The sequence below is a fragment of the Aurantibacter sp. genome, from assembly GCF_039941195.1.
In the GTDB taxonomy this organism is placed as follows: domain Bacteria; phylum Bacteroidota; class Bacteroidia; order Flavobacteriales; family Flavobacteriaceae; genus Aurantibacter_A.
In genome coordinates, this window is record NZ_JBDVFA010000093.1 from 1 (window position 1) to 16,234 (window position 16,234).

The window sequence follows — 16,234 nt, forward strand, 5'->3', positions numbered from 1 at the left end:
GGGCTGCTTGATCATAAATAAGTCCCGCAATATCATTGGCATGTGCCGCCCAATCAACCTTTCCAGCCTCTACTTGAAGCACAAAACCTTCGGGGTTATTTTTCATTGCATCAATTGCCTTTTTAGTCATTTCAGCGAGCGTAGGAACTTTTTGAAGTAACTCCTTATTATTTTCTCTATCAATGGAATATGGTAGACCTCCCTCATGAAAAACACCTAAAATTGGTTTGTCATTTGCTGCAGCTAACATAGCTGATTTAGTTTTAACCACTTCATAGCCATTAGATGCAAAAGCTTTATACATATCTTTCTTATCCTTTCGCTTCTCGGGTGTAAAATAATTATCACCACCACCCATCATCACATCAAACTTTTGTTCCAAATACTTTTCAGCAATTTGTTCTTGCGCATTTCTAGATTTAGAATTTACACAAAATCCTGCTGGAGTTGCGTGGGTAATAGGAACCGTAGTAACACAACCAGCTTTTTTTCCTGCTTTTTTAAATTTTTGCCAAATAGGCAAATGTTCTTCCCCATCTTTACTCACATTTAAAGCGCCGTTATCAATTCGAACACCGCCACCCCAAGAGGAACTCGCCGCCGCAGAATCTGTTACAATGGAATTTGCGGAGGCCATATCCATTAAAGACCTACTTACCTTATTATCCTTATATAATTGCAACCAATTTGTTCCGGTACCTGTTTTTCTAGATAAATATAAATCGGTCATATTCAAAGTACCAATACTCATACCGTCACTAACAATTACAATAATGTTTTTTGCTTTTTTGTTGTTAACACCAATTGGATTAGTATTAGCCATACCATTGAAAGGGTGTAGTAAAGTACTCCCTAGGGTGAGTAGTGATCCGTTTCTAAAAAATTTTCTTCTGTTCATCTTTAAGTTGTTTTGGAATTAAATGGTCGTTTATTTTGGGATAAACCCTTCACAATCAGTAAGTATGTAATTAAAGTGTTCTACGTCGTCTTTATTAAGTTTCAATTTACCAGTTATCAGCACTACATCATCAGTTTCAAAATCTGGTTTCGATTCAAATTGTATTTCTACTGCCGTTTCTGGACCTCCATTACCGCAAAAGAAACAGGATGCCAACGGATTTTTTGATAAAATAAGCAGTTCTCCATTTGGATCTACATCCAAAAAATACCCTGTAAGTGAAACTTCTTTACCCTCAAGATTTGTCATTTTATTACTGAAGTCTGGATATAGAAAATTAGAATCATAAGCTTCAAAATATTTTTCAGTGTATTCAATATTAGCAAGATCTTCCCATGTGAGATTTACCTGAGCTGTAGCACTCATTGTAATGAATAGTAGAAGAATGCTTAAAAATTTATTTTTCATTACTAATTATATTTGAGATATTCATTTTAAACAGCGGAAGTATCGCCAATAATATTGAAACCATAGCTATAAACATTACTATAAAAATTGTTTGTACTGTTTGATGCGCTGAAAATGTCAAAATAATATCTTGTTGAAATTGTGATTTAAAGATATTAACTATAAAATGTAAACCAATCTTCGAAAACACAAAACCAAAAAATAAAGATATTAATAGTACTAAAATGCCTTCAATTGCTACAATACGAAACAATTGAAAGTTACTTGCCCCATAGGTTCGCATTAAGGCTAAATCAAAAGCACGCTCTCTAACCATTTTATAAAAGCCTATAAAAATGGTAATGCAAGAAATGAGTAATATGATATATGCAATCCAGGAAATTGCTTTTACCCCCACTCCGGTAAAACGAAATAATCTTTCCAGTTCATATTTGGGCAAGGCAGCTTGCATATTCGAATTCGCATTTATAGTTCTTGGCATTGTCATTAACCCCATAGGATTTCTAAACGAAACCAATATTGAGGTGACTTTTCTATCATCAACATGAACTAAATCATGTTCTTCATCGTGCTCGTGTTCTTCATCATGATTGTGATCTTGTACGTGTTCTTCTTCTTTATGAGCATGGTCCGAATCATCTTTGTGTTCATGTTCTTCATCTTCATGTTCTTCATCTTCAAGTGGTTTATGCTCTTCGTGATTTTCATCTTCATGATTATGCACATCCCAAATACTTTCTAAAGTTGTTACGATTAATCTGTCGATAACTTTATACGCTGGTTTATAAATTCCAACAACGGTAAACGATTGGTTATGCTCCTCAATTGAATTTTCAGTTAATCCATGAGAGCTTAAAAAAGTATCTCCCACATTCATACCTAATTGTTGTGCCACATCATTACCTATTACGGTCTCCATAGAAGTCTCAACCGCTCTTCCTTCCAAAATTTCAGCATCATAAAGCTTATCAAAATCTAATGTGGATCCTACAATTCGATAGCCTTTGTAATTATCTCCATAAGAAATAGGCACAGCAGACTTTACCAATGGATTCTTCGCCATTTTTTCCACTTCGCTAAAAGCAATATTACCCGTAGGATTATCAATGTGCAAAACTGAAGAAAGTACTAACTGTAAAGGACTTCCCTTAGCACCGACCACCATTTCTACTTTACCCAAACCATTTTCAAATTGGTTTTGAATGGACGTATCTAATTGTTGTATACCAAGTAATAAACCAATGCTAATGGATAGTGAAAATATACTAAGGAATGCATAAAGTGGCTTATGCAGAAAATTCTTAAGACTAATCTTCCAATTATTCATAATGTGATGATATTTTTAAAACCAGACTTAATACGAGTGTCATGTGTAATTACCACCAAATTCGCTTTGTTTTCCTCGGCCTGTTGTTGTAACAACTGTAACACGGTACTACAATTTTCATCATCCAAATTCGACGTTGGCTCGTCAGCCAGAATAACTTTAGGTTTATGTACTACCGCCATGGCAATACCTAGTCGTTGCAATTGACCTTCACTAAGCTCATTAACTTTACTCTTTTTAGTTTCTTTTAAGTCCAATTGTTCTAATAATGTGTCAATTGCTGCATAATCAATAGATTTTTTACTAAAAAAAAGACGAGCCTTTAAATTGTCCAAAACGTTTAACGATTTTACGGCATGATTCTTTTGAAAAACGAGTCCAATGTTTTGCCCTCTAAATTTATCTAATTTTGAATGTGACATTCCATTTATAGGCACTTCATCAATAATCACTGATCCATTATTGGGGTGTAAAAGTCCCGCTAAAAGGTGTAAAAAAGTTGTTTTACCTACTCCAGATTTTCCTAGTATGAGCAAATTTTCTTGTTCCCCTAATGTGATGTTTGGAAAGTTGAAAGCATGTTCCTTTTTAGTATATTGAAAAGTAAGATTATCTGTTTGTACCATTTAAAATTATAGTATGCAATTAATTAATACGCTATAGGCCATTGATCCTGTTGCGGAAATAATTCTCCTTTCCATTTCTGAATTTCAGATTCTGTAAGTATACAATCTTCCAATTCAGTGATCATTTTTTCTTTGTTAATATGTTGTCCTATAAAAACCAATTCAATTTTTCTATCTCCAAAGATAACATCCCAATCCGATTCAATTTGATTTTGGTTCTCGGTAAATGAAGCATAATTAATTCGTTCTGAAAAAGGCATCGATGTCCACCAAACACCTGCCGTATCCGCTTTACACGAACCTCCTGCTGAACTCCATAAAAGTGCTTGATTAGACCTAGAAGCCATCCAAAACAAACCTTTACTTCTGATAATATTTTGAGGAAAACGCTCATTTAAATAACAAAGAAAGCGCTCTGGATGAAATGGCTTTTTACTCTTAAACACAAAGGAACTTATGCCATATTCTTCAGTTTCAGGGGTATGCTCGTTTTCTAATTCCTTAATCCAACCGGCAGAGGCCTCAGCTTTTTCATAATCAAACAAACCTGTATCAATAACTTGTTTTATTTGAACTTTTGATTCGTTAGCTAAAATAATATCAGCTTCTGGATTTAACTTATGAATAATTGCACGTAGTTCTTCTAACTGGTCTGCGGTTACCAAATCAATTTTATTAATAATAATAACATTGGCAAATTCTATTTGATCAGTTAATAAATTTACTATTGTTCTATCGTCACCGTCAATATTAGTCAAATCTCTTGTTGCAAGATAATCAGAGCTAGAAAAATCTTTCAGAAAATTAAAAGCATCAACTACAGTTACCATGGTATCAATATAACTGAAACGACTTAAGTCTATGTTACCATCTTCGCTTTCAAACGTAAAGGTTTGTGCTACAGGTATTGGTTCGCTTATACCTGTACTTTCAATAAGAAGGTAGTCAAATCTATTTTGGGCAGCCAGTTTTTCAACTTCTACCATAAGATCTTCTCTTAAGGTGCAGCAAATACAACCGTTCGACATTTCCACTAGTTTTTCCTCGGTTCTCGAAAGGGTGTTTTCATTTTCAATGAATTGGGCATCGATATTGACTTCGCTCATATCATTAACAATTACAGCAACTTTTAAACCTTCTTTATTATGCAATATATGATTGAGCAAGGTAGTTTTTCCTGCACCTAGAAAACCACTTAATACAGTTACGGGAAGTTTCTTCATCTTTTTTCTATTTTTAATCTAGCTATTAGTTTTATAGGAACTACTCAAAGCAACCATTAAATCTAAACTCAATTTTATGCTCTACATTCAAGTATTTGAGACCATTCCTGTCTCCATCAACAGTTTTAACTTCAAAGCTTATGTTATAAATCAAATTTAATCTTGAACAGAATTAAGTTGTTTTCTGTATTCTGGACCCGAAAATTAATGACTTTATACCATGCTATTTAACACAACCGATGATAGAAGAATTCATAAATAACAATAATGTATTGGGGTAATTATAGAAAATAAGGAGGAGGGCGTGAAAAGAGCTGGTCGGAGTTAATGGTATTAGAAACCACAAAGCTATATGTTTTCGATAGCTCATCTTTATGAAGGAATTCAATATTTTTTATTTCAACATCCTGTGAATTAGGGACAATAGCTGGTGTGAAATTTGTGGTATTAACATGTATACATACATTACAATCATCTCCATGATCCTCTTCACTTTCATGTGTAAAAACATGAAGTCCTCCCATTTTTGTTAATATATAAATGGCGAGGAAGAGAATGGAAATACTATATCTAATCCAGTTAATTTTCATTGGATGTGAAATTATAAAAAGCCCATTACAAATGAATATGAATGCTTGTTAAACAAATGTGAAATAAAACATTCTAGAACTATAAAACCCCAGAATAGTTCTCACTACTTCTGGGGTTTTTCCCTTTTTCAATTTTCTTTTATACTATTGCCCACCGTAGGCCATACTTCTTCTTTTTGCAGTTTTCTTCTTCCTAACCAATATAATGGAAACAGCCATTGCCACGCCCATGCCCGCTAAAACACAACCAACAAGTCCAGCTGAAGTATAACCATATCCTAATGCAATAGGAAGGCCAGCTAAATAAGCACCAGAAGCATTCCCCATATTAAATGCACTCTGATTCATTGATGAGGCCAGCATTTCTGAACCTTTAGCAGAGTTTATAATTGCCATTTGAATTGGCGTAGCAACACTAAATGAAACAACACCGATTATAAAGGTTAAACACAATATTAAATACGGGTTAGTTGCAATAAAAGCATTAATTAATAGTACAACAATCATCATACTTAAACTAATGGCAACCGCTTTCAAAGGATAAAACAATTCTGCCATTTTAGCTCCGAGAAAATTACCAACAACCATTCCTAAACCTGCAATTATCATTGCGTAGCCTACTACACTTTCTGGATGTCCCGCTACTTTAGTAATTAAAGGAGCGATATAGCTATACCATGCAAAAAATCCTCCGGTACCAATTGTTGTAAGCAAAATAAGAATCCATAATTCTGTATTCTTTAAACCTTGATTTCCTTCGGCTTTAGATGTTTCTGGTTCAGGCTCAAAATGTGGCATCCAGAAGTAAATACTTGCCATTGTAGCAATACCTACTACACCGACCATTAAAAATGAAATACTCCATCCAAATTCATGCCCTAAATAAGTTCCCAGTGGCACTCCAATTACATTAGCAATCGTTAAGCCTGCAAACATGGTGGCAATAGCCTGTGCCGCTTTTCCAGGTTTTGCAAGTTTTCCTGCAACAACGGCTCCAATTCCAAAAAAAGCACCATGAGGTAAACCTGACAAGAATCGATAAATAAGTAATGTACTATAATTATCAGCAAAAGCAGATATGGTATTAAATACAGTAAACCAAAGCATTAAATATAGTAATACTTTTTCTGCATCTATTTTGGAGGCAAACTTTGTAAATAAAGGGGCTCCAACCACAACTCCTAAGGCATATGCAGCAATAAAATGCCCAGCCTGTGGTATTGTAATGTTTAATCCCGCTGCCACATCAGGTAATATACCCATGATAACAAATTCTGTTAATCCGATTCCAAAACCACCCAATGCTAAGGCGATTAAGGCTTTTTTGTTTGATGTTTTTAATTTCATAGCTAACATTTTTAATGGTTGTACATTTTCAAAAAAGCAGTGTTCTTTTTAAAATTTGTAAAACAATTATATTTGTCGGTACAAAGTTATGGTGGACATTTAGTTTGATCATATGTGCAATTATCCAATATGTATGCTAAATTGACACCCTATTTTATTATTAAACATAATTGGGGTAATTAAGCACATATTGCTTGTTTTCAGTAGTTTCTTCGCTTCAAACTAAAGAATGCTGTATGATTTTAAGAGTATATTTTAAGTTATGAAGATTCAATCTTGGTAATAAGAATAAAAATAGGCCTGCTCATTTTTATTAATGTAACAGGCCAATAAATTCAATTACATATTCTATTTTATAAAATATAATCTGTACTTACAAAGTTAGATAGTTTAGCACCTAGTAAATTTTCTATTGTCTCATTATTTAAGTCATTGTCTTTAAAAGCCACAAATGTTCGAATTGAAAACGAGCGCAGTGCATCATGTACACTTAATGTAGCTTGTGCAGAATCTTTTCTACCAGTAAAAGGATATACATCAGGTCCACGTTGACATGAGCTATTTAAATTAACACGACAAACAAGATTAACCAAGGCATCAATTAATGGAGAAAGCGCATAAACATCTTTGCCAAACAAACTTACTTGCTGGCCGTAATTACTATCTGCCATATCATCCAATGGTTCTTCTATATCTTGAAATGAAACTACTGGTATAACGGGTCCGAATTGTTCTTCTTGATATACGCGCATATCCTTAGTCACAGGATAAAGTATTGCAGGCCAAATATAATTATCGAAACGTTTTCCTCCTTTTTTATTTATGATTTTAGCTCCTTTGGCAATTGCATCATCAATCAGCTCTTGAATATATTCAGGTTTTTGGGGCTCAGGTAGTGGTGTTAATTTAACACCATCTTCCCAAGGGTTACCAAATTTTAATCCATCAACAGAAGTTGCTAATTGTTTTAAAAAGGTTTCACTAACATCATTATGAACATATACTATTTTTAATGCTGTACAACGCTGTCCATTAAATGAAGTGGTACCAGCTACAACTTCATTAATTGTAAGCTTCATATCTGCATCTGGTAGCACTATTGCTGGATTTTTAGCTTCTAAACCTAAAACTAAACGCAACCTATTGCTCTTAGGATGCTGATTTTGCAATGCATTAGCAGATTTACTATTACCGATAAGTGCTAAAATATCAACCTTTCCTGTTTGCATTATCGGAGCAGCTACTGCCCTACCTCTACCGAATAAAATATTAATCACTCCTTTTGGAAAACTATTTTGAAAAGCTTCTAACAAAGGTGTAATTAATAATACACCGTGTTTAGCTGGTTTAAAAATCGCCGTATTCCCCATAATAATTGCAGGAATCAATAAAGCAAAAGTTTCGTTTAATGGATAGTTATAAGGTCCTAAACATAATACCACACCTAATGGGCCACGTTTAATGTGTGCATAAACACCATCGTGCTTGTGAAATTTAGCTGCATCGCGGTCTAACTGCTTGTAATCTTCAATAGTGTCATAAACATACTCTACAGTTCGATCGAATTCTTTTTGAGAATCTGGTAATGACTTCCCAATTTCCCACATTAAAAGCTTCACAATTTCTTCGCGTTTGGTTTCCATTTGTTTTACAAACTTCTCCATACACTCAATGCGGTCTTTCACATGCATAGTTGGCCAAACTCCCTGCCCTTTATTATAAGCTTTCTGTGCTGCATCAAGAGCTTCTAAAGCTTCTTTTTCTCCCATATCTGGAATGCTACCTAAGGCTGTTGTTGCATATTCTTCTGTTGAAGATATTGTTGAATAAACCGTTGTTGAATCACCTGCCCAAGCTCTCAATTCACCATTTAATAGGTAACGTTGTTGATGTATTTGCTCTTTAATTTGAAATTCTGCGGGTATTGTATTACTCATTTGGTTTATTTTCTAATTAAAAATAGTTTTTTCTACTATAAAAATGAACTCACTAGACTAAATATTGAAACAAATCGGGTTTGTCATTTAGGTAGTCGCCATAAAAGTTATTTTCTTTCATTCTTTGAACTAAAGGAGCCAAATCATTAGGACTTTTTAATTCGATACCGACAATTGCCGGAGCAGTTTCTTTACTCGATTTTTTGGAATACTCGAAGTGGGTTATATCATCATTCTCACCCAATATTTCAGCAACAAATTCTTTTAAAGCGCCTGGTCTTTGCGGAAATCTAATAATGAAATAGTGTTTTAATTTAGCATATAATAAAGCTCTTTCTTTAATCTCTGGAGTTCTGGTAATATCGTTGTTGCTTCCACTAATTATGCAAACAACATTTTTACCTTTAATTTTTTCAGAAAACTTATCTAGAACAGCAATAGTTAATGCACCTGCAGGTTCTACAACAATAGCATCCCTATTATATAATTCCAGTATAGATTCACAAACCTTGCCTTCTGGTACAGTAACCATTTCACTCAAATTATCTTTACAGATATTAAAAGTTAAATCACCAACGCGTTTAACAGCTGCCCCATCAACAAATTTATCAATATGAGTCAGTGCTGTATTTTTATTATTTGCAATAGAAGTACTCATGGATGGCGCTCCATTCGGCTCTACCCCAATAATTTTTGTATCGGGTGATAATACCTTAAATGCTCCTATGAGCCCTGAAGCTAATCCACCACCGCCTACAGCAACAAAAACATAATCGATGGGAGTCTTAGCATTTTCTAAAATTTCGATTCCAACTGTAGCCTGACCCTCTATAATTTTAGGGTCATCGAAAGGGTGAATAAAAACTTTATCATTTGCTTGACAAAAGTCTTTAGCAGCTTTAAAAGAGTCATCAAATGTATCGCCTTCTAATACAATAGTTACCCAGTCTTCACCAAACATATTAGTTTGCTCCACTTTTTGTTTAGGCGTAACTGATGGCATATATATTGTTGCCTTAATTCCTAAATACTTACATGCGAAAGCTACTCCTTGTGCATGATTACCAGCACTAGCACAGACAATTCCATTTTTACATTCTTCAGCAGTTAGTGAACTAATCTTGTTGTAAGCTCCTCTAATTTTATAGGACCTAACCCGATGTAAATCTTCTCTTTTTAAGAGAATGTTTGCATCGTACTTTGTAGATAATCGAATGGAATGCAAAAGCGGCGTTGGTTCAGCTATTTGCTGAATCTTCAACGCCGCTTTTTTTATATCGTCTATTTTGGGAAAATAGCTCATAGAAACAATGCCTCAATTAGTTATTAAACCCAAATATAAAGTATTAAACTATGGGTTTCATAGCTGTCATAGATTCTCTTAAACGAGTACCTACAACTTCTACATCATGAATTCGTAAAGCTTTGTTTACTGCAATCAATTTAGCATTGTCAACACCCGTATCTTTTCCTTCGCTATATGCCGTACCAATTACATCAGTCTCAATCTTAGTCATAAAATCAGCCAATAATGGTTTACACGCATGATCAAATAAATAACAACCATACTCCGCAGTATCAGAAATAACTCTGTTCATTTCAAACAATTTCTTTCTTGCGATTGTATTTGCAATTAAAGGAGTTTCATGTAATGATTCGTAATAAGCAGATTCTCCAATAATACCAGATTCTGTCATACTTTCATACGCTAATTCTACTCCTGCACGCACCATTGCAACCATTAATACACCATGGTCATAATATTCTTGCTCTGAAATTTCAACATCTGCAGCAGGTGTCTTTTCAAATGCAGTTTCACCGGTAGCAGCACGCCATCCTAAAAGGTTTTTATCATCATTAGCCCAATCTTCCATCATAGTTTTTGAGAAATGCCCTGTCATTATATCATCCATATGCTTTTGAAAAAGTGGACGCATAATATCTTTTAATTCTTCTGACAATTCAAAAGCTTTAATTTTTGCTGGGTTTGATAAACGATCCATCATATTAGTGATACCGCCATATTTCATACCTTCTGTAATAGTCTCCCAACCATACTGAATCAATTTAGAAGCATAGCCAGCATCGATACCTTTTTCAACCATTTTATCAAAACAAAGAATACTTCCGGTTTGTAGTAAACCACATAATATCGTTTGCTCACCCATTAAATCTGATTTTACTTCAGCAACAAATGAAGACATTAAAACACCAGCTCTATGACCACCTGTACCAGCAGCATAGGCTTTAGCCTGTTCCAATCCTTTTCCTTGCGGGTCATTATCTGGGTGTACCGCAATTAAAGTTGGCACACCGAAACCTCTTTTATATTCCTCACGTACTTCAGAACCAGGACATTTAGGAGCCACCATAATTACCGTTAAATCTTCACGAATCTGCATCCCTTCCTCAACAATATTGAATCCATGAGAATACGATAATGTAGCGCCTTGCTTCATTAAAGGCATTACTGTACTTACAACATTCGTATGCTGCTTATCTGGGGTAAGATTGATAACAACATCAGCATCTGGTACTAATTCTTCGTATGTACCAACAGTAAAACCGTTTTCACTAGCATTTAAAAAAGATTGTCTTTTTTCTTGAATTGCAGCTGCTCTAAGCGTATAAGAAATATCTAAACCTGAATCACGCATGTTTAATCCTTGGTTTAATCCTTGAGCTCCACAACCAATAATTACAATTTTTTTCCCTTTTAATGCATTTACACCATCAGAGAATTCACTAGATTCCATGAATCTACATTTTCCTAATTGTGTTAGTTTATCTCTTAGTGATAGTGTATTAAAATAATTTGCCATTTAAATAGTGTTTTTAAGTGCTTTCCCTCAAAAGAAGGATTTAATGATTCTATAAATTAATTATGATTAGGTTGAAATTCTTTAAGCATTGCTGAAATTTGCATTTCTTCTTTAGAAACCGAAATACGTCCTGAACGTACAAATTGCATAATACCAAAAGGTTTTAATTGCTCGTGCATTTCGTCAATTTCATTTCTACGACCAGATTTTGCTAGAACAAAAAATTCTCTTGCGACAGTAACAATCTGTGAATTACTTTCTTTAATAATATTCTGGATTTGACGTTCATCAAATAACAGCGCTGAATCAATTTTAAACAAAGCTGATTCCTGATAAATAGTTTCATCATCTGTATGATAAAAAGCTTTTATCACTTCAATCTGCTTTTCGATTTGTCCCACAATATTTTTAACCCATTTATCGGTAGTATTTACCACGATTGTAAATTTAGAAACATTATCAATCTCTGATTTAGAAACGTTTAAGCCTTCTATATTAATGTGTCTTTTTAAGAATATTCCAGATATTCTATTCAATAAACCCACGTTATTTTCGGAGTATACTGATATGGTGAACCACTGTTTTTCCATTATTACTATTTCTATTATTTTCTAAGCCTTTAGGCTACGTCAAAAACTTAATTATTTTGTTTTCACTGCTATGATTAATCCAGTGGACCAATCCATTTTTGTAATATTTAAATCATCTCTTTTTTCGAGATAAGCAACTAAACGATCTACATTATCTTCGTGACCAACTGGCCAATTGGATTGTACTTTCATATCATCAATAATATAAAATCCACCAATCTTGATTAAATCTAGCAGCTCTTCTAGCTCACTATATTTGCCAGGCCATGCATCTGCAAAGACGAGGTCGAACTTATCTGCATTGTAATTTTTAATCCATTTGCTACCATCTTCACATACGATTTGTACTCGGCCATCATTCCCAAAATATTGGTTAGCAATGACAATTAATTCTGAATCATTGTCAACTGTAATAAGACTTGAATTCGCATCCATGCCATCAATCATCCATGATAGTGATAACCCAATACCGGTTCCCAATTCTAATATATGTGCACCTGGTTTCGAACTAATCAATGTTTTCAGCAACGTTCCGATATACAAATCAGAGGGCATTGTAAAACCTATCTGTTTAGATTTACGTGTTATTGCATTATGAATAACAGGAATGTCGTTAATGTTCGAATCGTTCATTATTACTTTGAAAAACTGTTATTTCAATCGAACATCAGAAACCGAAGCTCCAGAAGGAATCATTGGAAAAACATTATCTTCTTGCTCAACTTTTACTTCTAAGAAATAGGGTTTATCAGACGCAATCATTTCAGCAATTGTGCTTTTTAAATCTTTACGTTCACTTATTCTTTTTGCTTCTATACTGTAGCCTTCTGCAATTTTTACAAAATCGGGATTGGTCATCACAGTTGAAGCGTAGCGTCTGTCAAAAAACAATTCTTGCCATTGACGGACCATTCCTAAATGCTCATTATTTAAAACAACTATTTTAACAGGTACGTTATGTTGGAAAATTACACCCAATTCTTGAATAGTCATTTGGTATCCACCATCGCCAATAATAGCTACGACTTCACGATCCATAGCACCCATCTTAGCACCAATCGCTGCCGGAAGTGCAAAGCCCATAGTTCCTAAACCACCAGAGGTTATATTACTTTTAGATTGCTCAAATTTTGCGTAGCGGCATGCAATCATTTGGTGTTGACCAACATCGGTAACAATTACCGCCTTGTTTCCAGAGGCTATATTTATTTCTTCAATTACCTCACCCATTGTTAAACCAGGTTTGGTAGGATGAATATCGTTATTAATTACTGTATCAAATTCAACTTGATGTTTTTTCTTGAATTCATTATGCCAATCTTCATGCTTATTCTCATTTAATAAAGGCAATAATAAATCTAATGTTTCTTTGGAATTACCTAAAACAGCGACATCAGCCGTAACATTTTTGTTAATTTCTGCAGGGTCAATTTCAAAATGAATCACTTGCGCTTGTTTCGCATAGGTCTCTAAATTACCGGTTACTCGATCATCAAAACGCATACCAATTGCAATTAACAAATCGCATTCATTAGTAAGTACATTTGGACCGTAATTGCCATGCATACCTACCATTCCAACATTAAGTGGGTGACTCGTTGGTATTGCAGATTCGCCCATAATTGTCCAAGCAGCTGGTATTCCAGCTTTTTCAATTACAGCTTTTAACTCTTCTTCAGCTTGTCCTAAAATAACTCCTTGTCCCCAAACAATAAATGGTTTCTTAGCATTATTAATCAATTCTGCAGCAGCTTCTAGAGAACCTGTGTTTGGTTTCGGAGTCGGATTATAACTACGAACCCCTTTACATTTTTCATAAGAAAATTCGAATTCATCAAATTGAGCATTTTTTGTAATATCAACTAAAACGGGACCTGGTCTTCCTGATTTAGCAATATAAAATGCTTTTGCCATTATTTCAGGAATTTCTGAAGCATTAGTAATTTGATAATTCCATTTAGTTACTGGAGTAGATATTCCGATAATATCCGTCTCTTGAAAGGCATCAGAACCTAACAAATGTCTTGGTACCTGACCCGTAATACATACCATTGGCGTACTATCTATTTGGGCATCGGCTAAACCTGTTACTAAGTTAGTTGCTCCTGGACCAGAAGTTGCCATGGCTACTCCAACTTTACCTGAAACACGCGCATACCCTTGTGCTGCATGCGTTGCGCCTTGCTCATGACGTGTAAGTATGTGCGTTAATTTATCTTGAAATTTATATAATTCGTCATACACAGGCATTATAGCACCACCTGGATAACCGTATAATAAATCGACACCTTCAGCTAACAAACAGTGGATTATTGCCTCTGCACCAGAAATTTTGATGGTAGCTTTTTTGTCTACTTTTACTTTTTTCTCTTTTATTGTCTCCATACTAAAACTCAAATTCAAATGTCAATTTTAAGTATTCAAAACTGACAATTCATTCGTATTAACTTGTACTCTACTCTATATTTTAAAACTCATCAGTTACACAACCTTGCGCTGCAGATGACACTGAACGAGCATACTTGTATAAGACTCCTTTTTTAAATTTCAATTCTGGTTGTACCCAAGCTGCTTTTCTTTTTGCGATTTCATCTTCTGAAACTGCAACATCAATAGAATTGGTTTCTGCATCAATGGTAATTATATCACCATCTTCTACTAAGGCTATGGTACCACCTTCTTGTGCTTCAGGAGAAATGTGTCCTACGACAAAGCCATGCGTACCTCCAGAGAAACGACCATCAGTAATCAAAGCCACATCTTTTCCTAAACCAGCACCCATTATGGCTGCAGTAGGCTTAAGCATTTCAGGCATTCCTGGTCCTCCTTTTGGTCCTTCATAACGAATAACTACTACATCGCCCTTTTTCACTAAGCCATTTCTGATACCATCATTTGCGTCGTACTCACTATTAAAAACTTTTGCCGTTCCTTTAAACAACAATCCTTCTTTACCTGTAATTTTAGCCACAGAACCATTTTCAGCAAGGTTTCCATAAAGCATACGTAAATGTCCAGTAGCCTTAATTGGCTTATCTAAAGGTCTTATTACATCTTGTCCTTCTTCCAAATCAGGAACATTTTCTAAATTCTCAGCAAGTGTTTTACCAGTAACAGTCATACAATCACCATGCAATAAACCGTTCTTCAACAGATATTTTAAAAGTGCCGGAATACCACCTATTCGGTGAACATCTTCCATTAAATATTTACCACTAGGCTTTAAATCAGCTATAAAAGGTGTCGTATCACTAATATGTTGAAAATCTTGTAAGGTAAATTCAATATCCGCAGCTCTAGCTATAGCTAAAAAATGCAATACAGCATTAGTAGAACCACCAGTGATGGTTACCAAACGAATCGCATTTTCTAACGACTTACGCGTAACAATATCCAACGGTTTTATATCTTTTTCAATAAGCATTCTCATTTGCTTACCAGCAGCAATACTTTCTGCTTCTTTATCATCACTAACCGCTGGATTAGATGAATTGTAAGGCAAAGACATTCCTAAAGCTTCTATAGCCGATGCCATAGTATTAGCCGTATACATACCTCCACAAGCTCCTGCACCTGGAATAGATTTCTTAATTATACTTTTAAATTCAGACTCCTCCATTGTTCCAGCCACTTTTTCACCCCAAGCTTCAAATGCTGATACTATGTCTAGTTTTCTTTCATTATGACATCCAGAAGCAATAGTGCCTCCATACACCAAAATTGAAGGTCTATTTAATCGCAACATAGCCATTAAAGCTCCCGGCATATTTTTATCGCAACCAACTACAGTTACAAGTCCGTCATACGACATACCCTGTACCACTGCTTCCATAGAATCAGCAATTATATCTCTCGAAGGAAGCGAAAAACGCATTCCTGGAGTACCCATAGAAATACCATCACTAATGCCGATTGTATTAAAAATAAGTCCGACAGTTTCTTTAGAATTGACACCTTCTTTCACCAATTTCGCCAAGTCATTCAAGTGCATATTACATGGATTACCTTCGTACCCAGTACTGGCAATTCCAATTAACGGTTTTTCAAAATCTTCATCTTTAAAACCAATTGCATATAACATTGCTTGAGCTGCCGGTTGAGTTGGATCTTGTGTTACGGCTTTGCTGTATTTATTCAATTCCATTTGTCTATTTATAAGTATTCTTTCGGATTCTATTAAGGTTTCCTTAATCAAATATAGAAGTTTACAAAAACAGTCATTTTTAACGTTTGCACCCTGTCTAAAGTCAATTTTGATAATATTTACATAACACGCTTACTGTCAATAGTTTAAGTGTATTTTTTTATCATATTCAATAGTGCTAAAAGAAAAAAGCCTGTATCAAATTTTTTTCTGATACAGGCTTTCTTACAACATTATAAAGCAATATCATTCGAAATTTCGA

14 protein-coding genes are annotated in these 16,234 nt (G+C 34.6%); all 14 read right to left on the reverse strand.

The window, feature by feature from the left end; translation table 11 throughout:
- The coding region (locus ABJF52_RS15390; RefSeq protein WP_348152181.1) for an alkaline phosphatase at window positions 1-898 on the reverse strand (898 nt) is incomplete at its 3' end.
- Between the two features lie 30 nt (window positions 899-928).
- Window positions 929-1,366, reverse strand: coding sequence for a hypothetical protein (locus tag ABJF52_RS15395; protein WP_348152184.1), 438 nt, complete (start codon window positions 1,364-1,366; stop codon window positions 929-931).
- Window positions 1,356-2,693 carry an ABC transporter permease gene (locus tag ABJF52_RS15400; protein ID WP_348152187.1) on the reverse strand — a complete coding sequence of 446 codons (1,338 nt, stop codon included), beginning with the start codon at window positions 2,691-2,693 and terminating at the stop codon, window positions 1,356-1,358. Before ABJF52_RS15400 ends, ABJF52_RS15395 begins: the two co-directional genes overlap by 11 nt.
- Window positions 2,690-3,319: an ATP-binding cassette domain-containing protein gene (locus tag ABJF52_RS15405; RefSeq protein WP_348152189.1), complete on the reverse strand. Its 630-nt coding sequence runs from the start codon at window positions 3,317-3,319 to the stop codon at window positions 2,690-2,692. The genes ABJF52_RS15400 and ABJF52_RS15405 overlap by 4 nt, the downstream gene beginning before the upstream one ends.
- Window positions 3,320-3,342: 23 nt before the next feature.
- Window positions 3,343-4,542, reverse strand: coding sequence for a GTP-binding protein (locus tag ABJF52_RS15410; RefSeq protein ID WP_348152192.1), 1,200 nt, complete (start codon window positions 4,540-4,542; stop codon window positions 3,343-3,345).
- Window positions 4,543-4,823: 281 nt separating this feature from the next.
- Complete coding sequence (locus ABJF52_RS15415) at window positions 4,824-5,132, reverse strand: hypothetical protein (RefSeq protein WP_348152194.1); 309 nt, start codon at window positions 5,130-5,132, stop codon at window positions 4,824-4,826.
- Window positions 5,133-5,276: 144 nt separating this feature from the next.
- A complete protein-coding gene (locus ABJF52_RS15420; RefSeq protein ID WP_348152197.1) occupies window positions 5,277-6,479 on the reverse strand; it encodes an MFS transporter in 1,203 nt (400 codons plus the stop codon).
- 353 nt (window positions 6,480-6,832) lie between these two features.
- Entirely contained in the window at window positions 6,833-8,416 is a 1,584-nt protein-coding gene (locus tag ABJF52_RS15425) for an NADP-dependent glyceraldehyde-3-phosphate dehydrogenase (RefSeq protein ID WP_348152199.1), read from the reverse strand.
- Between the two features lie 52 nt (window positions 8,417-8,468).
- On the reverse strand, window positions 8,469-9,719 hold the full coding sequence (gene ilvA / locus ABJF52_RS15430) for a threonine ammonia-lyase IlvA (RefSeq protein ID WP_348152202.1): 1,251 nt from the start codon (window positions 9,717-9,719) through the stop codon (window positions 8,469-8,471).
- Window positions 9,720-9,762: 43 nt separating this feature from the next.
- On the reverse strand, window positions 9,763-11,238 hold the full coding sequence (gene ilvC, locus ABJF52_RS15435) for a ketol-acid reductoisomerase (protein WP_348152205.1): 1,476 nt from the start codon (window positions 11,236-11,238) through the stop codon (window positions 9,763-9,765).
- Between the two features lie 56 nt (window positions 11,239-11,294).
- Window positions 11,295-11,828, reverse strand: coding sequence for an acetolactate synthase small subunit (gene ilvN, locus ABJF52_RS15440; protein ID WP_348152207.1), 534 nt, complete (start codon window positions 11,826-11,828; stop codon window positions 11,295-11,297).
- A 51-nt stretch (window positions 11,829-11,879) separates the two neighbouring features.
- Window positions 11,880-12,461: a class I SAM-dependent methyltransferase gene (locus ABJF52_RS15445; RefSeq protein ID WP_348152209.1), complete on the reverse strand. Its 582-nt coding sequence runs from the start codon at window positions 12,459-12,461 to the stop codon at window positions 11,880-11,882.
- An 18-nt stretch (window positions 12,462-12,479) separates the two neighbouring features.
- Window positions 12,480-14,213 carry a biosynthetic-type acetolactate synthase large subunit gene (gene ilvB, locus ABJF52_RS15450; protein WP_348152212.1) on the reverse strand — a complete coding sequence of 578 codons (1,734 nt, stop codon included), beginning with the start codon at window positions 14,211-14,213 and terminating at the stop codon, window positions 12,480-12,482.
- 82 nt (window positions 14,214-14,295) lie between these two features.
- Entirely contained in the window at window positions 14,296-15,972 is a 1,677-nt protein-coding gene (gene ilvD, locus ABJF52_RS15455) for a dihydroxy-acid dehydratase (protein WP_348152215.1), read from the reverse strand.
- Between the last annotated feature and the right edge of the window lie 262 nt (window positions 15,973-16,234).